General features: G+C 45.6%; 18 protein-coding genes. 10 read left to right on the top strand and 8 right to left on the bottom strand.

What is annotated here, in order from left to right:
- The 4 genes from EG028_RS02160 to EG028_RS02145 form a co-directional block, all read right to left on the bottom strand.
- Positions 1–1410, bottom strand: a complete 1410-nt coding sequence (locus tag EG028_RS02160; protein WP_120514401.1) for a hypothetical protein — start codon at positions 1408–1410, stop codon at positions 1–3.
- Between the two features lie 641 nt (positions 1411–2051).
- Positions 2052–3200 carry a hypothetical protein gene (locus EG028_RS02155; RefSeq protein WP_123864519.1) on the bottom strand — a complete coding sequence of 383 codons (1149 nt, stop codon included), beginning with the start codon at positions 3198–3200 and terminating at the stop codon, positions 2052–2054.
- Between the two features lie 3 nt (positions 3201–3203).
- Complete coding sequence (locus tag EG028_RS02150) at positions 3204–3683, bottom strand: hypothetical protein (RefSeq protein ID WP_123864518.1); 480 nt, start codon at positions 3681–3683, stop codon at positions 3204–3206.
- Positions 3684–3948: 265 nt separating this feature from the next.
- A complete protein-coding gene (locus EG028_RS02145) occupies positions 3949–4443 on the bottom strand; it encodes a hypothetical protein (protein WP_120514397.1) in 495 nt (164 codons plus the stop codon).
- A gap of 979 nt (positions 4444–5422) precedes the next feature.
- Here EG028_RS02145 and EG028_RS02140 point away from each other — a divergent pair.
- The 6 genes from EG028_RS02140 (at position 5423) to mobC (ending at position 10987) form a co-directional block, all read left to right on the top strand.
- The gene (locus tag EG028_RS02140; protein WP_123864517.1) at positions 5423–5890 is read left to right on the top strand and encodes a hypothetical protein; all 468 of its coding nucleotides are present in this window, start codon (positions 5423–5425) and stop codon (positions 5888–5890) included.
- A gap of 12 nt (positions 5891–5902) precedes the next feature.
- A complete protein-coding gene (locus tag EG028_RS02135) occupies positions 5903–6526 on the top strand; it encodes a hypothetical protein (protein WP_120514395.1) in 624 nt (207 codons plus the stop codon).
- Positions 6527–6550: 24 nt separating this feature from the next.
- Positions 6551–6859: a hypothetical protein gene (locus EG028_RS02130; RefSeq protein ID WP_120514394.1), complete on the top strand. Its 309-nt coding sequence runs from the start codon at positions 6551–6553 to the stop codon at positions 6857–6859.
- Between the two features lie 215 nt (positions 6860–7074).
- Positions 7075–7479 carry a plasmid mobilization protein gene (locus EG028_RS02125; protein ID WP_162946212.1) on the top strand — a complete coding sequence of 135 codons (405 nt, stop codon included), beginning with the start codon at positions 7075–7077 and terminating at the stop codon, positions 7477–7479.
- Positions 7464–8960: a relaxase/mobilization nuclease domain-containing protein gene (locus EG028_RS02120; RefSeq protein WP_123864516.1), complete on the top strand. Its 1497-nt coding sequence runs from the start codon at positions 7464–7466 to the stop codon at positions 8958–8960. Before EG028_RS02125 ends, EG028_RS02120 begins: the two co-directional genes overlap by 16 nt.
- Positions 8961–9007: 47 nt before the next feature.
- Positions 9008–10987 (top strand): conjugal transfer protein MobC, encoded by a 1980-nt coding sequence (gene mobC / locus EG028_RS02115; protein WP_120514391.1) that lies wholly within the window; start codon positions 9008–9010, stop codon positions 10985–10987.
- Positions 10988–11069: 82 nt separating this feature from the next.
- Here the strand turns inward: mobC and EG028_RS02110 are convergent, their stop codons facing one another.
- Together EG028_RS02110 and EG028_RS02105 are read right to left on the bottom strand one after the other, a co-directional pair.
- A complete protein-coding gene (locus tag EG028_RS02110) occupies positions 11070–11846 on the bottom strand; it encodes a hypothetical protein (protein WP_120514390.1) in 777 nt (258 codons plus the stop codon).
- A gap of 102 nt (positions 11847–11948) precedes the next feature.
- Positions 11949–12749, bottom strand: coding sequence for a hypothetical protein (locus EG028_RS02105; protein WP_123864515.1), 801 nt, complete (start codon positions 12747–12749; stop codon positions 11949–11951).
- A 1091-nt stretch (positions 12750–13840) separates the two neighbouring features.
- Between EG028_RS02105 and EG028_RS02100 the strand changes: the two genes are divergently transcribed.
- The 4 genes from EG028_RS02100 (at position 13841) to EG028_RS02085 (ending at position 21260) form a co-directional block, all read left to right on the top strand.
- Positions 13841–14428 carry an RNA polymerase sigma factor gene (locus EG028_RS02100; RefSeq protein ID WP_120514387.1) on the top strand — a complete coding sequence of 196 codons (588 nt, stop codon included), beginning with the start codon at positions 13841–13843 and terminating at the stop codon, positions 14426–14428.
- Between the two features lie 140 nt (positions 14429–14568).
- Positions 14569–15771 (top strand): FecR family protein, encoded by a 1203-nt coding sequence (locus tag EG028_RS02095; RefSeq protein ID WP_120514386.1) that lies wholly within the window; start codon positions 14569–14571, stop codon positions 15769–15771.
- Between the two features lie 746 nt (positions 15772–16517).
- The gene (locus tag EG028_RS02090; RefSeq protein WP_221198095.1) at positions 16518–19811 is read left to right on the top strand and encodes a SusC/RagA family TonB-linked outer membrane protein; all 3294 of its coding nucleotides are present in this window, start codon (positions 16518–16520) and stop codon (positions 19809–19811) included.
- A 21-nt stretch (positions 19812–19832) separates the two neighbouring features.
- Positions 19833–21260 carry a RagB/SusD family nutrient uptake outer membrane protein gene (locus tag EG028_RS02085; protein WP_120514383.1) on the top strand — a complete coding sequence of 476 codons (1428 nt, stop codon included), beginning with the start codon at positions 19833–19835 and terminating at the stop codon, positions 21258–21260.
- A 64-nt stretch (positions 21261–21324) separates the two neighbouring features.
- On the opposite strand, the gene EG028_RS02080 is transcribed toward EG028_RS02085, so the two are convergent.
- Entirely contained in the window at positions 21325–21612 is a 288-nt protein-coding gene (locus EG028_RS02080; protein ID WP_120514382.1) for a hypothetical protein, read from the bottom strand.
- Between the two features lie 1018 nt (positions 21613–22630).
- Entirely contained in the window at positions 22631–25069 is a 2439-nt protein-coding gene (locus EG028_RS02075) for a protein kinase domain-containing protein (RefSeq protein ID WP_120514381.1), read from the bottom strand.
- Positions 25070–25082: the final 13 nt, after the last annotated feature.

Genomic DNA, 25082 nt, shown 5'->3' with positions numbered 1-25082 from the left:
TTAGTTTAAATTGTAGCCTATTCGGAATTTAAAGGCAGGGCTGCGCGGCATTTGCTGACGAGCCAGCGCATCCCACAGTACCTGCATTTTGGCTTGTTTGAAAAATTTGTGATTGGCAGCGATGGTTTTCGAAACACCAATAAGGCCGCTGTTCTTCCATGAAGAGAAGCGTATTGTAGGAGGTGTTTCGGTAGTTACTGGCTGATAGTTGTATTCGTAGCCACCGCTGCAATAGAAGCTGCCTTTGATCTTCCAGTCGATAAACGAGCGCAGGCTGGCGCCTTGGTGGCTCAGGCGGATTTTGCGGATACTTTCTCCCCAGCCTACTTTATAACTACCGCCGATGCCGACGACACTTTGGGCGTTAAGTTTAAGGCCCACCGATATCCCCAGGTCGGTGGTAGCTGGCAGCAATCCGTTGCCGCGGGTACTTTGCACGTTGGTACCGAACTGTAGCCGCTTAAGAAAGGACTTTGTTTTTTCAGGATTAGGGTTGCCCTGCACATCTTCCGGCAGCGGTCGGGATTTAGCATTTTCGAGCTTGTTTTTGAGTTGCTGGAGTTGCGATTTCCACTCGGTGGCGCTTTGACTCGCGAAAGCAGCAGTATTAACGCTCTGGCCTGCCCGGTCATACATTGCCTGGCGGACCAGCTCGCGCGTTTGCAGACCGAATGTACCAGGTTCCAAAAGAACTGCCTCGGCCGGATCGGGCGGCAGGAGCGCTGCAAGCGCTGAATAGCGTCTGAAAAACTGTTGGAAAACCCGGGTCTTTTTCAGGATCGTAAACACTTCCCGTAAAGCCCGGTCGGGATTGGTCAGCGCTTGCTTGTAGTACCGGATCTTCAATTGGTACGCCCCCACGGCGTTTTGCAATTCCCGAAGCTGCCGCATGGCCCTTGCGGTGGGTAGCTGCCCTGCCAGCGTCTGTAGATAGCCTACCAGTCTTCCTTCGATCATCGCAGATTCGTTGAATGCCTGCTGGACATGTCCTGATTTTTCCAGCAGTTGCCCGAGCCGCTCGATGTGTTGGACGGCACCCGGGTTGATGGCGTGTAGTTTGAGGGCCGTCTGGAAGGAATCAAGAAAGCCGATGTAATGCAGGGCCCGGTCCTTTCCGTCTGCGAGGGCAGCCAGGTTGCTGGCCACTGGGTTCCTCAGACGCTCGGCATAACCGGGTTGGCTGGCGGTATCGGTACGCGCAGTGCCCTGACCAGACTGTAGCCGTTGCGCCAGCCGTTCAATTTTTTTGAGCTGTTTACTGGTATAAGCGTTCAGATCCTGTTCGATCCTGGCGCATCTGTCCGCGTATGCTCCGAATACTGCAATGTCCGTTGTGGCGGCGGATTGCCCGAAGGACCATGGTGCATAGAATATGCACATCAGCATGATGCTGAAAGCCGAAAGACGCATAAGCAGAGGTTTTGGTGAATAAGCAATTTAGTTTCCTTCTATAATGAGTTTGGCTGCATAGCAGCCAAGGGCATAACTACTCTTGAACCTTCACATCTTTCGTTTTCGGATCATGTGCATTGCCATTCTGCTATCATTTTTCCTCAACCCTTACACAGAAGGGAGCGCCTTCCGTTGTTCCCGTTAGACTGAAGGAGCCATCATTTTTTTCCCAGGCTGCTTCGGCCTCAGTGTTACAGCCTGTACCTACCGTAGGCACAAATTGCCATTTTAGGTGCTCTTCTCGTCCCAATCTGGACAGTAGCAATGATTGCTGGGTCACACTGCCAAGCGTAGCGGCCAGTTGCAGGTCGCCATTGCGCATGCGCGTAATGGAGGCCGGAGGTATTGTAGTGAGCCTATTCAGTCGCATGCTATGATTATCGGATCTGACTGCAGGAGATCTGGCACCCTCTGGCAAAAGCGCCATCGAAATACCGCTGGTACCTTGCGTTCTATCGGACGGCAACATGGGATATTATCGCCATTTCGTCGTAAGGGTGTCGTACGGAAAAGGTAAAAATTGAACATGGGCATTTTTTGTTATCTTCTTATCTCTGTATTTCCTTTTCGTCGAATCCCATACCGCTTCATTTGATTGGTCAGTGCCACCTGAAATAGGCGCCTACAAATAAATTTACACTTGGCAGGTCTTCTCTATTTGTGTTTAACGCAAATGCAATCTCCGCCGCCAAGTTGCGCTTCAATTTTAATTGTAAGTCTACTTCAATGGAGCTTCGTTTCTGGTCCCTCTTCAAACCTTCTTCCCCCAACTGCCCATCGATAGTGAATGCCTGATTATAATAAGAGAAATAATATCCGTATCTCAGGCCAAGATAGAGCGGCATGCCCACGATCGGTTCACCCACATCGAGCGCTCCCATGATACTTGGTTTTATAAAGAATTCCTCAAAAGCCAGTTGTATGTTTTTACCTCCCAAGTTTCCTCGACCCGAACTGACAGAGTACCCGAATGCAGCACCAAGACTAACAATACTTTCTTCTGCTTCATCCTGAAAATCCCGAGCAATACCAAATTCGATTGTTGGTCCTGATTGTTTAATTGGAGAAAAATATTGCTGCCGGCCAAAAGTGCCCCGGACAGAAACAGACCAACGGGTGGGGCAACGGTCATAATCTGATGTATCGAGGGGTTTGATCCAACTGGAATCCCTATTGAGTAATTTGGTCACCCAAATCAGTTGTCCCACCTCATAGCGGCCATTCTGCAAAAATTCCAGGGGAATAATAACCTGCTCCCGCGCCGCAAATTGTTGTAGTTGATTTAGGTAATCACCTGCTTGTTCATACTGTTGCTCCTCAATTTGACTCCATCTCCAGATTCCTACTTTGCCCTTCGTTCGGTCTTCATAAAGAAAATACCGGTAACCTTCAATCTCACTTTCCAAGAGAGAAAAAGGCATGCCTTTAAAGACCGTTCGTACAAATCTCCGCTCGTCCAAGACAAAATTTCCAGGTCCATTAATCTTTAACGGAAAGCTACGGAAAACGCCAAGGCCATCTACTTTAATCAAGTCCACCACATCAGGATTGACAGAGATCTTCCTACCGGTACTATCTTCGTAAAAGAAAAGATTCGAGGGATCGTAAAAACAGGGTTCGCAGTTTCTTATTGCTCCTTTAAGCGAACCCAAATCTCTATGCTTCATGAAGGCATTGAGTTTCACTTGGGAGAAGGAAGTAGCAATCATGCAAAATGCTACAGTTAATGTTACAACAAGATGCTTCATGGGTTAGTAGAATGCTGAGAATGGATATTTGAAATAAACGACAGTGTCTGTTTGGCGCAAACGGGGGACCTGAAGTTCCAGGTCAAACTTCAAAATTGTCCTCCACCGACGAGGATCAGCGTCATCTGTCAGTATCTTGAAGACTGCCGCTGTTAGCTTTTTCCTGACTTCAGCGTTGATATAATCCCAATCACAGTATACTTTCGTACGGATTAATTGTCCTCCCTGATAGTAGCCCACTGAAACAGAATCCCCCAGCCGTCCGTTGAAATTATTCCTGAATCGAAAAGTTGTGCCCTTAACTTCCAATAAAGTCTCGCTACTCCATTTACTGGCGTAAATGGCAGCGTTCAGGTGCTGTCTCGCCGTAATGGTGGCGATGGCATAGCTAGGATTCACATCCAGGGACCCCTTCTTACATGCACTGAGCATGCACAAAATCACGGAGATACGGAGGGATAATTTATTTGTATTGTTGATCATAATAGAATCAAGCTTTTCAAGTGGCCGCTTAATAGCACCCCTTGTTGACACTTTTTGATTTCTTTCTGGTTGTATTCTTATCGCCAGTATTTCTCTTAAAAGAAAAACAATTGGGTATCCTTTAATGCGTATACAAAATGCACAACCGTATCGGTTGATCCCGGAATGAAATGTGGTCTAAAAGAGAACCACAAATGTTTGGTTGGGCCATCCCTCCTGGAAAAGGGGAAAACGACATTCATGGTCGGAGCTGCCACCTGACCACTTATAACGGCAAAGTGGTCCTACCTCCCGATAGCGATGGCAGTCCGGCCATGAAAAACATGAACGATACAGGGACGATGTTCTCAACAGCATTATACTCCGCCGCCAGATCAGTAGCATTACGATATCTTAATCGTTGCTTCTCCAACATATCCCTCATTTGCCGGCGAGCTGCGTCAGTCAACAGATACGCCATTTTTTCGGTTTCCTGCGTTGTATGGTTGGTCACATTTAATTGCATTATTGATAGCGGCCATTCAATCCGCGAAGGCATTTCATGAGCGCAAAACTGGCAGGCTGATCGGTAACCCCGGTAGCTGATGAGCACCCAACCAAGGTAGGGACGGAAGTAAAAGCCGGTCAGCTCCGTGAGCTCACCCCGCGGCCCAGGAGGGGTCAATGGCAATTGATGCGTACTTACCGAAAGGATTATTCCCAGCTCGTCGCACGACCAGTTTGTCTCAGCAATAATCCCTTCGTGACTTTCGCTGTACATGATTGCATGTTTTAAAAGGTAAGGGCAACTTACCGATACCACCGAAGGCGATATCCCCGGTAGTTATGTATAGGCGATGATCCATTTTCTCCTGATTTAGAGATGGATTTGCCCGGAAAATCGGTTGAGATGATGCCGCAGCAATGAGCGCAAACACTTTCCCCTGAGCATGCGGGACGTCAGTTTTTTCTTGAGGTTCGCCCATGGCCACTGCTGGGGCACGTATAAGGGAATTTCTGGCAACACTGCGGGATATTGCTCCCGAAGATGTGCATCAAAACCCCATTGCGTTGGGCATTCCTGAGCGCAAATTGTCACTCCTCAAGTTGCATACGCCAACATCAAACCGGTGATCATCCGAATACTTCCGGTCGATCACGGCAGGGAAATGCAGACCGGTAAACAGTCAAATTGTTCACGAAGGCTTCCGGAAAAATTTTCCGGTTCAAGGCATTTTGTGAATTATCCCAGCGGCGTCGGCTGGAATTTTTTAGCGGAGATATTTAAGTTGGAAATTCAATACAAGGTTAGGCATTCTGCTACATTTTACAAAAAAAAGTTGCAAGATCCCAGAAGGTTTTTCGTGGGTGCGAGACTGGAATCATCGCTAAAAACCTCGTAGAAACCGTTACGAAATTAATCACCACTCCATTAACCTGTACTTTTTCTTTTCCAAGGTGTCGCACTTTTGACCTTGTACTGGTTGCCTCACTTGGTAACTCACGGCACCGGTTAACTAATTGAAATAAAAATGCCCATGAAACCATCGTCGACTGCAAAAAAGCATTGGAAAATGTCCCGGAAATCAGGATGCGGGACGGGCTAGTTGCACCTGCTTTTCCTCCGACTTTATGTTTCATTACGACAGACGGACAGCAGGAGAGCTTCGACCTGTTTCTGCTTGCCCCCAAGATGATCCCATGGGTTTTATGACTTCAAAACTCTTAACTATTTCTTTCATCCCTAAATTAATTTGTCCATGACGCGACAGTTCCCAATGATCCAGTTCGGTAGAGATATCTATGAGGCAAATGTTGCTGCGGGGCTGCTTACCAAGGTCGGAGACAACAGCGCTGTTATTCCGTTGGCAGACTTACCATACCTGCAAGCCGAAAACAAATTTCTCATCTTTTATAGGGAAGGTACCGGCATTGTCAGTCCGGAATTGTTGGCCGAAGGGCTTCCCTCTGGCACCCGCTTATATCGCTTCGACGGTCCCGATAAACTCGACCCGGTTGGATACGCTACCCTCCACAAGGTAGACCCGCCACCCGGGATTGCGCCGGCCGTCGTTCGAGCGGAACGTTTCCGGCTACCACCAGTATACTTCCAGCAAAGTAATGCGCCTGCCGCATCGATGCGGGAATTTTTCGACCGGATGATGCGTTGGAAATGGAGAAGCGAACCAGTGCAGCTAAGAGGCTGGAATGCAAGGCGGTCACGATAAAAATTGGTTGGCATGAGGGTGAAAATTAAAAATGTAATAGACAATTATGTGGGCGCCGAATCAAACGGAGAGGTAACGGCCGATCTATACATCAATGGTCGCCGTGTAGGCCAAACACGAAAGAGGGCCGGTTCAAATGAGTTTTGGATAAGAGTTGATTCCAATGAAAATGCGCGTCGCTTGGAGCTTAAAGCGGAGTTATTTTATTCGAAACAGCGTTCCTTACAAACGCTAAACACCGCTGTTTACGATGCCTGGTTGCATCACCGTATGGTAAAAGAAGAGTTTACCAGCGAGGTGTTTCGGCCATCATGGCTCAAGGACTGCTTATCCATTTATAAAGGCCAGTCGATGCGTTTTCGGGTTTGGCGGCTCCACAAGCCGGTTCAGGAAATAGCCAGCACGGAGGAGGGAGAAAGTCAACTTCAGCGCATAGTAGTACGGTTAATGATGCGTGATATAAAACCGGGGGATTTTCTCGTTGAAAGCGAACTGCCAGAGTCCATCAAACGGAGTGCAACTTTTTTTATGGTGGATAGGTTGAGCTCCATTTATAATCCCCTCAAATTGAATTTCCCCACACGCCAAGTTGGCCGGCGGCCGGTATTGAAGGATCGAGTTGGCCGCAAGATGTAAGAGTGAACGATCAAATTTTAAATTATGGCAACGCAAAAGAAACGCACGCTGGTACTCAGCAACGACCGTGTGATAAAGATGGCTGGCAACAGCATAACCATCACGCCGACCCTGGAAGTGGGCGAAGGATTTACTACCAGCATACTCGGTTTGGTAGAAGTCCCGGAAGGAGATAACAGGAAGCGATCCGTCGCCAATCCCTTTGGCCTCACCGTTGAAGACGTTATTGAATTAGCAGATTACAACATCCGGCTCTGGATGGATCTAAAAGATAATGTCCGGGAGAAAGGTGTCCGGGATATTGCCATTTTTCGACGGGTAAACGTTGGATAGGATGGGCAGTATCTATGTGTCAGGCTGTCAGCGTTTCCGATCTGCAACGCTGTTTTGTTGGACACCGGGTTGCTGAGGACTCGCCTCACCGCAGGGGAACAGCGCGTTTGCGCTGCCCAGCAAGATGTGAAAATGTACACAAAAATGGCCTCCGAAGTCGGCTGTGTAGTTGTTACAGGCGTTTGCCATCATGGCAGCGCTTACAATGTGTAGTTATGGGAAGGAAAAAGAAAGAGGAGGGGAGACACCTGCGCAATATCGTCAAAACGCGTATTAACGATGAGCATTTTCAGCGGCTAACCGGACTCCTAAACCAAAGCCACCATCGTAGTATGAGTGAGCTGGTGCGCACCATACTGTGTGAGCAGAAGGTCACCATTTTCACGGTTGACGGCAGCCTTGACCTGGTGATGGAGGAGTTGGTTCGTATCCGTCGTGAGCTGCAGGCCATTGGTCAAAATGTAAATCAAACTACGCGGGTTTTCCATTCTACGGCGGGTACAGCGGCGAGGATGGAACGGCTGCAGGAGGTGGCTACGGCGTACCGCGAAGTCGGGATGAAGACCGACGCGCTGCTTTCGATTATCGCCCAATTTTCCAAGCAGTGGTTGCAAAAGTGATATATGGTTGCGACCTCGATGGACTGATCCGGTACAATGAGGCCAAGGTTCAGGAAGGTACCGGCATATGCCTGGAGGCATCGGGTTTTGGCGCCGATCCCGATGCGCTCAATGCACTGCAAAAATCCCGGCGCTTCCAAAAAATAACGAGCCTTAATGCAGGAGCGATGCGCAACGCTGTGCATTTTGTTTTGAGCTTCCCGCCGGAAGAAATGCTCTCTCCTGAGCGGATGATTGAAATCGCTCAGCGATACATCGACCTGGTGGGGTACGGCGACCAACCGGCGCTGATTTACCAGCACACGGATACTGCCCATCCGCACCTGCATATCGTAACCACTAATATTCGTCGGGACGGCACGCAAATGCCGGAAGACTGGTTTATCCGCGATGTCGCCGAGCCCGCCCGCAAGCAGATAGAAGATGAGTTTGCACTGATAAAAGCAGAGGGAAGGGGCCAGAGGCAGGGAGAGCAAAACCTGTCCTTAGATGCAGAGGCGCTCCGCTATGGTCACCAGGAAACCAAGCGCGCCATATCCAATATCGTGCGCATGGTGATTGCCCAGTACAAGTTCGCCTCGCTTGGCGACTTCAACGCTGTCTTGCGGCAATATAACATCATGGCCGACCCTGGTGAGTCGGGCAGCAAGCGGCGCGACGTAGATGGTCTTGTATATAGTATGCTCGGCCCTCATGGCGAAAAAGTAGGCCGGCAGGTCAACGCTTCAGCCATCCATGAACGGCCAACCATGAAGGTGTTACGCCAAATCTTCAGTGTAAAGGAAGAGCAGCGCGAGCGCTTCCGGGGCCGGGTTACCCGTATAGTATCGGACGCGGTCAGGTCCTGCTCCAGCCTTGAATCTTTCTGCGATGAGATCGGCCGGTTCGGCATTAAGGCGCACTTCCATCGCGGGAAAAACGACCGGATCTTCGGGCTGACCTTTATAGATACGCATACCCGCGTCGTATTTTCCGGGTCAGATTTGCGGAAAGACTTAGGTGCAGCAGCGGTCCTTCGCAAGCTCTCGCCGCCTCAAACGCCGGATACCGCTTTCAATGGTGTTTACGTACGCAACGTGATAGCCCGGACTGATTTTCGCCGCACGCCGCAATCCATCCTGAAAGCATGGGCCGAGCAGGGGCTCTTTATCCATGTGAGCCAGGGAAAAGACGGCAAATCGCAATACTGGATGGGTAGGGTCGATACCCCTACTGATGCTTACGTGCGTATGCCGCCGCGGGTACGGGCATGGCTGGCGACCATGGCCGGGGCCCCCTCTAAAGCACGTCACCGTACGCCCCAACCGACCACAGGGATAGCCAGAGCGCTGGAAAGATTCGGCCGCCAGCAAATCCGGGCCGGTTGGCAAGAGATCGTCAAGGGTACACAGGATGCCTTGGATTACACCTACACTTCAAATTATACTCCACACCACTTCCTGACCAAGAAAAAGAAGAAGAAAAGGCAGCGCCGGCTATAGCCTCGGGCCAGGCGCCATGCCATTCCATCACTTAAAAAAACGAGGCTATGGGCCCTGATATTGATCCCGCGTTGCGGGCCATTACCGACTTTGTCCGTAAAGCCAGCGTCGTGTTGCTGGTGCTCCATTACTATATCTTTTGCTACGCCGCTTTCCAGGGTTGGGGACTTGCCCACCCAATGGTGGCCCGGTTTCTTTCGCATTTTGCGCAGGCTGCATTTATTGGAGATGTTCACTTTTCAAAACTCTTCATCTGGGTTGTGCTGGCCGTTTCGATGATCGGCACCCGCGGTAAAAAAGACGAGAAGATCCGCCTGCAGGTAGTCATCACCATGGTGATCGCTGGCACAGCGATCTATTTCGCGAGTATTCTTTTCTTCTATGTTTCGCTGCCCCCAGCAGTCCTGACTGTCTACTATATCGCCTTTAGCGGTGTAGGCTTCCTGATGATGCTGGCCGGTGGCTCACAGTTGAGCCGCTACATCAAGTTGAGAATGCGCAAAGACATTTTCAACCTGGAAAACGAGACATTCCCGCAGATGGAGCAAGCCATCCGGGATCGGTTTGTCATTAACCTCCCGGGTAAGTATCGATTCGGGGGTAAGGTCCGGGATATGTTCATTAATATCTACGGCCTGAGGGGGACGTTGATTTGCGGAAGTCCCGGCGCTGGTAAGACCGCCTACATCGTTAAATCCCTGCTCTATCAAAGTACTGCAAACGCGCAAACGCTATTTGTGTATGATTTCAAGTACGATGATCTGACGCGTGTGGCCTATAACGCTTTCCTGAAGAACCGGCATTGTTACGAGCGTATCCCTCGCTTTTGTGTCATCAACTTCGACCGGCTCAATGAATCCCACCGCTGCAATCCGCTTGACCCCACCATGATGGATGATATTACCGATGCGGCCGAAGCAAGCCGAAGCATTTTGTTCGGATTGAATAAGTCATTTGTCGCTAAGGCAGGGGATTTTTTCGTGGAAAGTGCCATTAATTTTGTCACCGCCGTAATCTGGTTTTTACGCCAGTACCAGGACGGCAGGTACTGCACGCTGCCACATGTGCTGGAGCTCCTGCAGGCTGACTATGAAATGCTCTTTCCTGTGCTCGGGAGCGTTGAGGCTGGCGAGTTGGACGCATATCTTAGTCCCTATATTAATGCCTACACGAACAGAGCGATGGAGCAACTCGAAGGACAGATCGCCTCAGCAAAAATCGGTCTGGCTCGCCTGTCGTCGCCGCAGCTCTACTACGTGATGAGCGGCAACGATTTCTCCTTGGATATAAACAATCCTGAAGACCCGAAAATCCTTTGTATCGGCAACAACCCGGTGAAGTTGCAGACCTACGGCGCGGTCATCAGCCTTTACACAAGCAGAATGCTCAAGCTGGTGAATCGCCAGAAAATGGAGCCTTGCACCGTGGTTTTTGAAGAGTACCCCACCATATTCCAGCCACTGGATACGACAATCGCTACCTGTCGGCAGAATAAGGTCAGCATCTTCGTTATAGTTCAAAGCATCGAGCAACTCCGCAAGGACTACACAAAAGAGCAGGCGGATGTAGTCATCAATATTTGTGGCAATATCATCGCCGGACAAGGTACCGGCGACACGGCGCGGACGGTAAGCGAAAGGATCGGAAAGATCGTTCAGGAACGGGAAAGCGTCAGTATTAACCGAACGGACACCTCGATGTCCCGTAATACGAATTTGGAGTTCGCGGTTCCTGCTTCGAGAATTTCAAACCTGTCAGCCGGCGAGTTCGCCGGGGTGGTTACCGACATGCCGTCTCAACCAGTGCCGCTCAAAGCGTTTCATTGCCAGATACAAAATGACTGGGAGGCAATCAAGCGCGAGGAAGACGCCTACGAGCCGTTACCCCAAATCCGTAATGTCACGCAGCAGGATGTGATGGATAATTATATCCGTATCAAAAACGAAGTGGCGATGATCGTCCAGGAGACCATGGAACGCATTAAATCCGACCCAGAGCTTGCTTATTTGCTATTCACCAAGAAGTGAGATACTGCCACCTGACGCCGAATGCAGGAGCATCATGCCGGTAGACAATGCGCACAGAGTTGTGTGTAGATGCGGTGGCCTCTCAGGGCACAATGAGCTGGGATACTCCCATCGTATTCATATCAATGGTCCATGACCGATGCCTGCTTTTTCCGTAAATGGTGTGCTGTTTCCAAGTCACTTTATCTCTTACCTTTAGCAATCGGAAATAATCGGCGGCAATAAAAAAATCGTCTTCATTGTGGTTATGGCTGGTGAGCTCAGAGGCTGCATATGCGTTCCGATTTGCCGTGTTGTGCAACTGTCTTACCTCGCCGGAGGTGGTCAGGCTATTAAAAGTAACAAGATAGTCGTTGCCCCAAACCAGCTCACGGCGATTTTCCTCTCGCGGGTAAATATATACCCTGGCTACATGGTCGTCTCCGATATAGGCAATAAGACGGTATCGTTGTGCGCCGTCAGGTTCGAGCGCTGAACGGAGACTATCCACCTTTTTGCAGATCTGGGCGAGTGAATCTTCCCGGGGCGTCAACGTCCTATCTCTTACCACGGCGTTAACAATATTTCCTGAGGCAATGTCAAATTCTCCTTGGAGAATTGCAATCTTCGCTGTGTCGTAGGCGACGAAGAGGAGCTTACCATCTTCGAGGTAGGAGATTATATCATAGACCGTGATCCTGACTTTTTTCCCGAATCTGAGGAGATCGAGGCAGTAGGTTTGCGCCGAATCGTGGCACCTTTCTAACTGGTAGATCAACCGGCCTTCCTTTTCCAGGTCCGTCAGGGAAGTGTTGCGGATGGGTAAGCAGGAAGTATAGGTCACGGATAAAAGCAGGATTGCGAAAAGAATAGATTTCATTGGAGACTGATTAGGAAGTGGGGATTTAGTTTAATAGTTGCGAGAAAAAAGGGCACCCGGTAAACACCGGATGCCGGTAGGAAGCCTTTGTGAATTTCCAACTTAGGCTCCGCTTTCTTTAGTTATGTTGTTAGTTTTTTTGGTGAGATAAATGGTGCTGTAATTTCTTTCCCCGATGGAGATTTGAAGCCCGCGTGTAACGAGGACTTCGTTGAGTGGTTCAAGTTCAAGGAATTTGATCCAACGGGAGGGGAACAAATCGGGTACTTCACGATCGACTTCAACGGATACATACATCTGTGTACGCCGGTAAAGTGCGGCGCAGAATTTGATAAAAGTCAACTGATTTTCGCCCTGTTTAGTGGCTGTAGGAATAGGAGCTTTTGAGGAACCCTGCAAGGAGGTAACTATAAAACAGCGTCGTCTTTTTTCTTTGATCGTTCCGGTAATGCCAAATTTTCTACCAAAATATTCGTTGAGCTGGTTGAATAGTGATTCAACTAAGAACCCGCGTTTGTCGCTGCCTTGCCGGTACAGATGAAGGTTGTAGGTTATGGCTTGCCGGCGTTCCAACAATTGTTGCATTCCATCTTCAATGTCCCCGCATGCTGGTACATGCAATTGATCCTTTAAGGCGACGTCAAGAGATTCGTAACGTACGCTCTTTATCTCATGTTGAAGGTCCCTTAAACATAGTGCGTACAGTTCCACAACGGTAGCATATGAAACCTGCACTCCATTGGTTAGCCATTCGATCACTGGTTTGGAACGAATCGGTCCAAATGCCTTTGTAATCACACAATCCATATGATGTTCGATGGCTTCTTCAGCCACCGCAATGATATCCTTGCCGGTAACCCAGGTCACCGGGGGAGGTTGGTTTGTAAATTTGGATGAGGTCATGATTGATGGTTTATTACGAAAGTTGAAGTGTCAGATTCAGCCGTATTTGCAGTTGTCCGGTTCGGAAGTCGTTCGGACCGGTACGGGTGTGTATAAGATATTTTTTGTATGCGACTACTATTCCGTAAGTTCGGATGGCCAGTAAAAGGCATTGACGGCCAGGTCGGCAAGTAAAGGCAGCAACATACTCCTGCAACCACTGGCGTATTCCTAACGGTGAGTGCCACAGTGCGGAAGAAGGACTGGTAGACGAACTTTGTGGCTGGCAAAAGGAATCGCGCAGATCATCGTATGAAGGAATACGGGTATTGACATTGTTTGGATACATGGGCGATTTTTGGTTAATGAACATGTGTCGGCCTGTTCCGGTTAGAACTCGATCGTGTGCTTAGCGTGCAGGTGCACACCAAGACACCGAGGGAACGTTCCGACGGAGCGAAAAATTTGCCACGCGTCTGAGGAGGAAAAACGCGTTGCGGTTGTAAATGGTGATTGATCTCTAAAAGGCGGGGCCGTTATTCCCGCATGGTTGACCGGTGGACCAGGGATAAACAGGGGGATTGACCCTGACTATCTCCGTGGCACAGTAGTGAGACATCGAGCACGTATTCCGGCAAAAGACATGCTACCCGTTTGTAGAAATTGCAGAAACAAAAATAATGGATAGGTGCTTTCCCCGAACAGCTCGGCCTCTTAAGTGAGGTCAAAATCTTTTATTGCATCGGGAATTTGAACACTATTTAACGTTTTCATATAATTTCTATGTATTATTCAATGTTTTTTAAATAAGGTTGAATAAAAGTAGATGATAGTTAAAAAAAATTCGAGTATATTTACCTCTGAATATTGCTGAAGAAAATACATTCCTTTCCAACCTGAACCTGGCAGAGGCATAGCCTCGCCCGGATTGCAGCAGGCGGTTGCGCCCCAAAACGCCGTAGCGCCTCCTTTTCCTTTAGAATACATTTTTCTGCTACAACCCTAACCGCCCTCGCGGTGTCGTTGCCATCTGCCGATGCTATCGTAGACTGCTGGGACCATCGTCATACGTGGGGAGTTCGAATTTGAATAGTAGTGATAAAAGGCTCAACATGGAAAAGATTATGAGGTTCGGCGACGGCTCCGCCGAGGACTTCCAGGAACTGTACTTAAGACTGCATGACAAGTTATTCTACTACGCGTCAACCTTTGTGGGCAACGAAGACGCCAAAGATGTCGTTCAGGACGTATTTGTGTCCCTTATTCGTAAGGATTTCGCCAGCCGGGCACATTTAGAAGGCTGCGCAATGATCGCGGTAAAAAACCGGTGCGAATATGTGTCGCGGCATTCCAAAAACCTTCGGTTGAAAAAAATGGACATCGAGGCTTCGTTCCTGATCTCCGATGCGCATTGCGCCATGTTGGCCAACATTCGCGCTAGGGTGATTGAATTGGTCGAATCAGAGCTCTTGAAGCTGAGCGATATCGACCGAAAGATTATACGACTATACGTTGAGGGGTATCACACTGATGAAATCGGCGTCCTGCTGGCGACTCATCCAAAGACAATTAAAAACAGATTTTCCATTGCCAAGCGCTACATGCGCGAGGAACTAGCCCGAGGAGATTGGGCGCTTGTTGCATTTTGCCTGATGGGATCGGAGACGGTGGCATGGCTATCCAATGCCGGCGCCGGGTAATTCGGAGGCATAAAGACTTTTTTTCAAAGTACCGGGACAAATCGCCCACTTCTGTGTATTGATTATGTATACCACGGGAAAGAAGCCGAAAAGCAGTAGTGAAGATCGATGGTATAGTATTAATTATTAAACCAACTCCAATGGAGGATACATCAGCGATAGAAGCGCTGATTGCCCGGCAAATGCTGGGTCAGCAGCTTACCCCTGACGAAGAAGGACTTTTGCGGCAGTGGCAATCCGCACACCCTCTTCATAAACGATTTTATAAAGACCTTACATCTAAAGATGTATTGCACTCGTATAAGGAAGTATTGGAGGTAAGGCGCGAGAACTATGCAGCGATCATGAGCCGCATAGGAAAACAAGGCAAGGTCAGGAAGATCCGTTGGTCCTTACTGATTGCGGCCTGCTCTTTGGCATTATTGATTACATCGTTCGCGCTGCTGTTTTGGCGTCAGAATATTGCTCATACATCCAATTCGCTGATGGCCGATAAGGCAGCAATGACAGTACCGGTTAAGCCTGCAGGCTCGCGCGCAACGCTGATACTGGGTGATGGCCGAAAGATACCTTTGGATTCTGGCGCCAGCCTGGCGCTGACCGCTAACGGTGTAGCCGTGCGCTCGATTACCGGGACGCAACTTCAATACACCGATGAGCTCACAACCGGCGATTATTCAGCTACCCATACCTTGGTGACGCCACGCTCAGGCGTATTCCAGGTGACACTATCCGACGGTACGCTCGTTTGGCTTAATGCAGATTCGCGGCTCATTTATCCAACTCGCTTCGCCGATGCGCGCAAAGTGGAATTACAGGGAGAGGCATACTTCGAAGTGGCCAAGGATCACCACCGTCCTTTCCAGGTGACAATACTGGGGTTTAACGGTGAAAAGCCAACGACCGTGGATGTACTGGGGACCCATTTCAACGTGAAAGCCTACCCGGGTGTGGGAGATATCAGGACGACCTTACTGGAAGGTGCCGTGCGCGTCCGACACGGCGACAGCGACAAAGTGCTTAAGCCAGGGCAACAGGCGTCGGTAAAGCGTAGCCGTAGTAATGACGACATAGAGGTTAAGCAAGTGCCCACCCAGGATGCCATCGACTGGCGAGATGGCTTCTTCAGGGCGGACAATATCCCGGTAGCCGAGATCATTGGGGAGGTTGGTAGATGGTATGATGTCACTTTTCTTTGGGAAACGCCGGTGCCAGAGATCAATATGATGCTCATTATCGGCCGCAACGAAGGAATAGACCAGACGCTCCGCCTGCTGGAGCAGAGTGACATCGGGCTACGTTTTGAGCGGGATGGTAGGCATATCCATGTATTGAAGAATTGATTGTTTGAAACATAAAGCATTTGATTTTAAACTTGTTAGAACTATCCACATTTGCAAGCACCGGGATCGGAATCTTCCGATCCCCACAATACAAGGTTAACGAATATGCACAGTAGTAATTTGTTCTTTTGATTTAGAGTTTAGATTACAACTGTATATCAGCGTGCAGGGGCGAAATCTTTCCCCCTGACCCTAAGAAGAAAATCGTCGAAAGACGTTGATATAAAATTGATTGTGAAGTAAGTTATCAGTGTCCGGAAGCAGGCAAAAGGTGTCGAAATTTATGCCTGTGTTGATTTGAAGTGTAATTCCACTATTTTCATCTACGATTTGTTTAGCCCCAAGAAAGTTAAATTCGAGACCATTTCCCGCGAAAGCCATTATGCGTTGACAGTAGACATGAGCCGTCAATGGTGCGTGTACGTAAGATTATCAAGCGCTTACGTCCCAACCTGAAACCGGCTATTTTCTTCCCTTTAGCTTGACCATTAAACCTCCTGCCTGGTAGTCTTTCGGAGCCCGGATATGTTCCGGTACCCGTCACGCTACCGGTACGATATCCGCAAACAAAATACTGAACATAAAAAAGTACCGAAACGGTCGTGACCCGTCGCGGTACCATAGTGTTGCAGGCTAATTTATAGTAATCACCTTTCACTAACCTTCAACTTTTCGAAGTTATGTTTTTTTTCGCCAAAATCGAAATTAAGCCACGTATGTGGTTAATTGTCAAACCTTTACTGATTATGAAGCTCTCCTTTTTTCTTATCCTTGTAGCTTCGCTACAGCTTAGTGCGGAGACGTACGGACAGCGAGTCCGGCTGAAATATGACGGCGCCGATTTGGCTACTGTGCTGCGCGATATTCAACGCGCAACTGGATTCAACCTAGCTGGTAAATACAATTTAGTGAAAACGGCCCGACCGGTGACGATAAGCCGGGACAGTGTCGATCTCGCTGAAGCTCTTCGGCTATTAGAAGTTGGACAGGATCTTAGGCTATCATTAATGGGGCGGAGCATTTTGATAAATGAGAGATTTGCGATCGCGACTGCAGAGCCCCCTAACATTGTTGATGATACTTCCAGGCGATCAGGGTTCCCAATAACCGGGTTAATTATTGGCGAAGGGGACGTACCGCTTTCGGATGTGACAGTCCAGAATTTAACTACGGGTAAAGGGACCTATACGAAGGCGAGCGGCGTCTTTATCCTTCAAAATGTAAACCTAGGAGATCGTGTTCGCGTTTCATACGTAGGATATGCTGATCAGCTTTTTACCGTTGGTTCTAACCGAGAGGTCAATTTGAGATTGAAGGTCGAAACTGTAGGATTAAATGCCGTCCAGAAAGAAGGCTACCAAATTACTTCGAAGAGATACAGTAATGCAAACGTAACCACAGTCAAGGGCACCGTAATCGAAAGATATCCTGTCGCGAACATCGCAACAGCATTACAAGGTCGAGTACCAGGGTTAACAGTTACTCCGACATCAGGATACAAATCCGGCCCTTTTCGGTTCGTAATACGAGGTGAAAGCACAATTAATGGTCCAAGTGATCCTCTGATAGTGATCGATGGAGTGCCTTTGAACCCACTTACAATTGTTACTGATGCCAATGTAGTTAGTGAATACTCTGGTTTTAATCAAAGTGGAATCACGGGTCCTTCTGGAGGCCAAAGCCCACTATACAGTCTTTCGCCAAGTGATATTGAATCAATTGAGGTTTTGAAAGATGGTGAGGCTACTGCTATTTGGGGATCAAGAGGGGGCAAGGGGGTCATTATGGTAACCACAAAGCGCGGAAAGCCCGGAAAAACAAGATTTGATATAACAGCATCAAGTGGTGTGAACTTTGTGCCACGCAACTATCCAATGTTGGACACAAAGACATATTTTGAGATGCGTCGTGAAGCATTTGCGAACGACGGCATAGCGCCGGACGAATCGAATGCCTACGATTTGAAATTATGGGACTCAACCCGGTACACGGATTGGCAGAGATACTTCTGGAACGGCACCAGCAACCTCACTCAAGCGGATGTGAGTGTTAGTGGCGGTGACAAACTAACGACATTTAGGGTGTCAGGATCATTTGTGAATTTCCAGGCATTAAATACATTAGCAGGCTCTGATCAAAAAATAACCAATCAAATTGCTATTGAACATAAAAGCTTAAACAGGAAATTGTCATTGTCCTTTGTTAATTATTTTTCTTTCATGAAATCAGATATGATTTCAATGGTCGGATCAGTAGTGTTGCCTCCTAATGCACCTGAAGTGTTTGATGAGGAGAACCGGCTAAACTATAAAGGATGGTATCCTATTTCTGATCGCTATCCTTTTGGTTCCATTTGGCAGCCCTATACAGCTAAAACGACATATATTAATTCCCAGTTAAGCGCATCATACAAAATACTTCAACCACTTCTTTTCAAGATTGATTTTGGTTATTCGCAGAATTTCCAAAACCAAATTATGATATTTCCTATTGCCTCTAAGAATCCATTGGATAATCCAACAGGTAGTTCAATAATTGGGCAAGCAAATTCAGGACGAATAATTATTGAGCCGCAACTTGAATTTAGAAAATTTTTCTTAAACGGTGATTTCAGAGCTCAGGTTGGTGCAACGTATCAAACAGTTGCCCAAAATGGAAGCAATTCAAGGGGAGATGGATTTGTAAATGACAACCTGATAAGATCGATTGAAAATGCTCCCATTCAATATGGCAGTAACGTTGGAGGGGAATATAAGTATGCCGCCGCATTCGGGCGAATTTCATATATCTGGAAATCTAAGTTAACTGCCAACTTAACAGGTAGGAGGGATGGCTCATCAAGGTTTGCGGCGGGGAGAAACATTGGAAACTTCTATTCTGCAGGATTGGGCTACATCATCTCAGAGGATAATTATTTCAAACGCTCGCTCCCGTTTGTAAATTTTGCTAAAATTCGAGGTAGCTACGGCGTTACAGGTTCTGATCGGATAGCAGATTACAAGTATCTCACTCGATGGCAGTCTTTGCCTTCAGCCGCAACATATCTTAGCTCTGTCACGTATAGATCGGTACAACATGCAAACCCATATCTCGAGTGGCAAACGGACAAAATGATTGACTTCGGTATTCAATTGGGAATACTTGACGATAGAATCGGTATTGAAGCAAGTTGGTACCAAAGACGCTCTGGTAATCAATTGTTGGAGTTCGCATTGCCTTCTGCTACCGGTTTTCAGTCTGTAACAGCAAATTTTCCAGCAACTGTACAGAATCGTGGAATTGAATTAAGTGTATCTTTTAATCCCATAAGAAAAAGTAACATTGATTTGAAAATCTATGCAAACGCATTCTCTAACAAGAATATTCTATTAAAATATCCTGGCATCGAAGAATCTCCTTACGCGTCAATATTTGAAGTTGGTCAACCAATAAAAATTACTCGAGTATTAAAGTTAACAGGAGTTGACCCACAAACAGGTAATTATACTTTCGAAGATAGAAACAAAGATGGACGAATTGACTATAATGCTTTTTCTGCTGATAACGATTTAATTTCAAAGGATCTCAGCATACGATCTGATGGTGGTGTCGGCATCGACTTCCGGTACAGAAAATTTGAAATCAGTATTTTCTTTCAATTCCGAATAGCCGACGGACAAAACGCTCTATACCGAGGCCTGGTTCCCGGAGAAGCGGCCAATATTCCAAAGGAAGTATACGATAGCCGATGGCAAAAGCCAGGCGACATTGCAAAATCTGCAAGATTAAGGGTCATCCAGCAGGAATCTGACGTTGCATTTCAGATATCAGATGGAGTAATTACAAATGCCAACTTTGTTCGGTTGAACAACCTGGAGTTTAGGTATAATTTGCCAGAAGGTGCTTCAAAAAAGCTGGGAATGACCAGTTGTAATGTATTTATCCGCGGGAATAATCTATTGCTAATCACAGGGTATAAAGGGTCTGATCCGGAACTTCAATCATTTGGCTCATTGCCGATTATGTCTGCACTGACTGCAGGTGCCAAGCTTTCTTTTTAGGATATTTTCAAAACGATTCCAATGTATAAAAAATATAAACTTTTCCTCCACTTAGCATTGGGAATTTGCTTCCCTATATTTAGCAGTTGCAATAAACTGGTTGAGTCTCTTGTGGAAATACCGCCACCCATAAGTAGTATTGACACTGAAAAGGCGTTTTTGGATAGTGCGAATGCTACCGCAGCCGTAAATACTCTGTATTCGGAAGTTGTCAATGTTGGAACGCAACCTCGTTTCTTATCAGCGCAACTGACTATGATGGGAGGAATGATGGCGGATGAACTTCACGTTTTCAGCGGTGATATTTCCCCTTATGAATTGAATACTATTCCATCAAATGATCCTGGTGTAAGCAAATTCTGGAATGCTGCATACTCCGTCATTTATCAGGCTAATGCTTGCATTGAAGGCTTGGAAAAAAGCAAAACCTTAAAGACAAGTGTTCAGAAAGGCTTGCTGTCGGAAGCACGAACGCTTCGAGCTTTCTATTATTTTTATCTTATATCTTATTTTGGTGATGTGCCTCTTATTTCTTCTACAGATTGGAAAATAGAGGCAAAGAAGGCGAGAGAAAAAACTGATAAAATTTATGATTTTATTTCAGAAGATCTTCTTTTCGGATTTGACAATGGATATACTGATTATAGCATTTCTAATGGGGAAAGAGCAAAGGTAAATAAATGGGTCGCGGCTGCTCTATTATCAAGAGTGTCTCTTTATCGAAAAAAATGGGCTGATGCTGAAAAGTACGCTGCCACGGTAGCAAAAAATGAAGCCCTTTTCTCCTTGGAGGCGGATTTGGATAATGTGTTCAAAAGAAATAGCAGTGAAGTGGTTTTTTCGCTTGCTCAGGATGTAAGGAGGGCTCCATTCAATTTGACCAATGAAGGTCGACAATTTGTTGTTTATAATGTTTCTCAAGGAGGAATTATAGACTACTACCTTGATTCTACTTTGATACAGGAGTTTGAGCCAGGAGATAAGCGAAAGGAAAAATGGCTTGGTTCAATTGAAAGAAATGGAAAAAGATGGTATTTCCCTTATAAGTATAAAATGGGTAGAGAACAACAGGTTCCCCGAGAGGATGCAACGGAGCATATTGTGCTATTTAGGTTGTCTGAGTTGTATATGATTCTTGCTGAAGCATCCCTTAGGCTGGGGAAGGTATCCGATGGATATTCGTATCTGAATAGAATTAGACAAAGAGCGGAACTCGGTCCTAAATCTAACTCCGATGCTACCCAGCTTTTTAACGACATAGTACAAGAAAGGAGAATTGAATTTTTCGTCGAGTATGGTCATCGATGGTTAGATTTAATAAGGTGGGATCTTGCCGACAAGATAATTCCTGCTCTCAAGCCAAGTTGGAAAAGTTCAGCTCAGTTGCTACCCATACCTTTTGATGAGATTAGACGAAATCCGTCATTATCGCAGAATCCAGGTTACTGAGGTTTAGAAGCAAATGGCAGCCATCAGGCTGCCATTTGCTTCTAATTAAGCAGTTTCTGCTATATTAGTTGAATTTCACGCGAATGATCGTACCGCTGACGTTGTCGCAGTTGTTGTTTCCATACACAGTATGCAGGTTGCCTGTATTGGACTGAATTTTCGCCTGGTCGAACGTTGTTGCGCCATCTTGCCAGATTGCATTGACACCAGACGCTTGTACTAATGTGCAGGATGCTCCAATTTTTGCGTATAACGATGATGGAGTTGCTCTAACGTCTTCCTTGTTGTTTGCTACAACTACGGTTCCTGCAGTGAGGGCAATAGCTCCAAAAGCTAAGAATGTACGTTTCATTGTTTAATGATTTTAGATTTAAAAATGATTTTTTGAACAAATCGAAATGCCTACTTTGTTTTAAGGTTTTCGGCGTATTCCTTTCTCCATTTTTCAGAATCAGATGCCTGGAGGAGCATTATACTGGTAGCTACTCAATATCGATTTGACTGATACGTCGAGAAGATTCTCGATTTGGGATGTTACCCAAACTTTACACGAATTATGTTACCATTGGGACCATCGCAATTACTCGTTCCGTAAACTCGCCAAAAATTTCCATTTTTGTCTCTTATGAGTGCTTGCTCGGTTATTGTCGCATTGTCCTGCCATATAGGTAATACACCTGAAGCTTGAATTAAGACGCATGCAGCGCCAATTTTGGCATAGAGTGAAGGTGGAGTAGCACGTAATAGCCCAGGATCATTTAGAGACAATAAAATTGTCATAAGGAAAATCAGGGTTAATGTTTTGGTCGTAAGGTGAGTCATAAAAGAAGTATTTGGTTTAAATTTGAAGATTTTGGAGCAATATTTTTCTATCTGGTTCGATAACTATTTTTATACCGCACCATGTTATTGAAATTAGTTTACTACTTTATTTATTAGTTTCTGGAATTTATTTAATATGACAATAGTTCATTTTTCTAATAGAATTTTACTCTCATGATAGTACCTGAGGGGTTGTCGCAATTATTGTTTCCATATAGACTATGATATGTGCCGGTTGAAGAAATGATGTATGCTTGGTTGCTTACATTTGCTCCGTCTTGAAAATAACCTGGTATGCACCCTGAGAATAATAAAATACAGGAGAATGACGCTTTGAAGTAGATTGCAGATGGAATGGCTCTATGGCTATTCTTTGGATGGCTTTCATTTATTTTCACTATAAAAAGAAATAAGCATACTGCAAATAGAGGTTTTATTTTCTTCATACATTCGGTTTTGTAATAAGAGGATAAAACTGCAAACTCATTTCAAAAGCAGCTTAGAATTGCATTTATAACGGGACACAAATCGTTATTGCAGACGTTTAGTTAATTTAGATGTACATTGCTATCAATTACCTCCAAATAGAAATCCAAAATTCCACTGTTACCGTTATCAAACCCGAAAAATCTTTCTGTTTTATTTGGTAAGTACCAAGTTGTACCTTGACTTGAACCCATACGCATTGATTCAAGGCACGCGAGAATGTTTAAAAGCCTTTTATGTATTTCTTCAGAATGATTGGTCTTTAATGATTGCAAAAAGATATTTCCGAAAAAGGCTAAGCCATTAAATCGGGAGGGATTGTTAAGAACCAAGAAATTTGGAAGGGTGTCTTTAATTTCTTCTAGAATAATTGGTAACATTGCACCAGATCCTGCTGAAGCAACTGTTAGGTATTTGATTAGTCGATTATAATTAGCCTTATTATGATTATTTAATCCTTCTATTTGTATTTCACGTTGAAGTGAATTTGTCAAAGTGTTTATATTGTTAGTTATGCTCCTGAATATGTGATGTGAGTAGGGAATATCGATTGAAGATTTAATCTGTAAAATGGCTAAATAGTTTTCAAGAATAAAGTTGCTTTGATCGTTGTCCTTGACTATATTTTCGAAATTGATGGCCAGATTTTGGTATAGGTTATACAATAAAGCCTTGCTTATTTCTCTAATTTGTGGTTCAAATGGGGCCTCGGAAGTTATAAGTAGCGACGGAACGATGCCAAGCGAGCCGTAGTTGTAGCTTGTATTATTTGGCTTTAGCCATACAACGCGCTGAAAGAAATCGGTAAACATATCATTTGACTTAAGGATAGAGACCCCCATGGCCTTCGCACATGTATAGAGCAGACTATATACGCCATCCTTTAGTCCAACCTTACAGTCATTTATCTTATCCATATGGAACTCCATAATGTTCGTCAGGAACTCATTTATTATTTTACTTTCATTCGCATTGGTTAATAGACCACTATGGTTATGAGCTTTAATAAAGGTATGCACCAGACCAAGAACCCCGTTATGCCATCCCAGATCTGATGATGATTCATTACTTTTGAGAAAGTTCAGTTGCCCCAAATCAAATGAAAGAATGTTCTTCAGATCAATTGTGCTTAAATCTGATTTTATCACTGAATGCAAAGAGTCTCTATTTGGATGGAATTTATCAACCTTTCCAAGGTTATTTACATTAGTTTGCTCATTTATAATTTTATCAATTTCCGAAATTAACCGATCATGGGTATATTCATTAGGATAATCCAAACACGATATTATGAAGTGTCCAATTTCATGGCGACCAATAAACTTTTCGAGATGCCAGGCAAGCTTGTCTGAAGAGTATTGGTCAAAATAGAGAGGATGAATTGTAGTGGATAGAAATAGCGCTAATTTGCCTATTGAATAAATATGGTCGTTTAGCGACGGCATTAGATTATCAAATACCGCAGGACTCGAGAAGCCTTTCGTTCCTGTTTCAAAAGGTGGTTCAGGCAGATGTTCGTTTAAATCAACTATGGATTCAGTGTCTATAAGGGTCACTTCTCCATTTTTCCCAACTATAAAATTTTCGCTCGAAATATCACGGTGTATATATCCATTAATAAATAGCTTGTTTAATATTAGTATTATTGATCTGAAAGTGGTTAGTGCCTTAGTTTGATCTGAATATTTCCAGTATCGCCATGCCTCATAGTTTTTGTTTAGTTTCTTAATAAAGTCCGTAAATGTAGAGCCCTCTATTTTTTCCAAAACAATGTATTCATTGCCGTCAATGCAAAACTCATCGAAAAGAATTGGAACCTTGACAATGGACTGCAGTTGTTTGAGAAGATTTCCCTCCCATTTGATTCGATCTATGATTGTGCGCCCAGATTTGTCGCGCCACATGCACTTTTTTCCTTCTTTAATGAAAACGGATTGTTTGGATTTATCAGGTAATATTAATGTTGAGGTTAGAATATTCCCTTTAGGCCGCTCGCTGAAAATAGCTGTGTTTTGGTAGTTGTGACCGAAATCTATCCTGGAAACTTGAACTTCGGCCATGTTAGGGAAGTCAGTGACTGAGAACTTCGTCTTTAAATTTGAATAAACGCAATTGTCGATTTTATATGTTCCTGGAATATCTGGTCCTGAATATGTTTGACATGCCTGAATCACATTTTTTATGAAAGGGAGGTCAACAAAGTCGTAAAAGTAAATTGTGATCGTTTTGCCGACAGTTGTTATTCCGTATACACCGTCTACAACATCTAGAGCATTTGCTAAAGTGCTGACAATCTGATAATTAATTTGCCTTTTGTGTGCCAAACTTATATAGTAGGGGAGGAAATCGATTAAAAATGCGGGACTAATTGAGATATAGAAAATCTCCTGAGCTTCTGGTGAAGCGTTTCCTACTGTGAGGAAGATGCTTTCACTTTTGAATTGCACATTTTCTTTCTCAAAGACATCTTTGATGTCTAAATTTTTAAAGGAAGTAGGCATAAATTATAAGAAT

It is taken from the genome of Chitinophaga barathri, from assembly GCF_003807585.1.
In the GTDB taxonomy this organism is placed as follows: domain Bacteria; phylum Bacteroidota; class Bacteroidia; order Chitinophagales; family Chitinophagaceae; genus Chitinophaga; species Chitinophaga barathri.
This window is presented reverse-complemented; position numbering and strand designations above follow the sequence as displayed.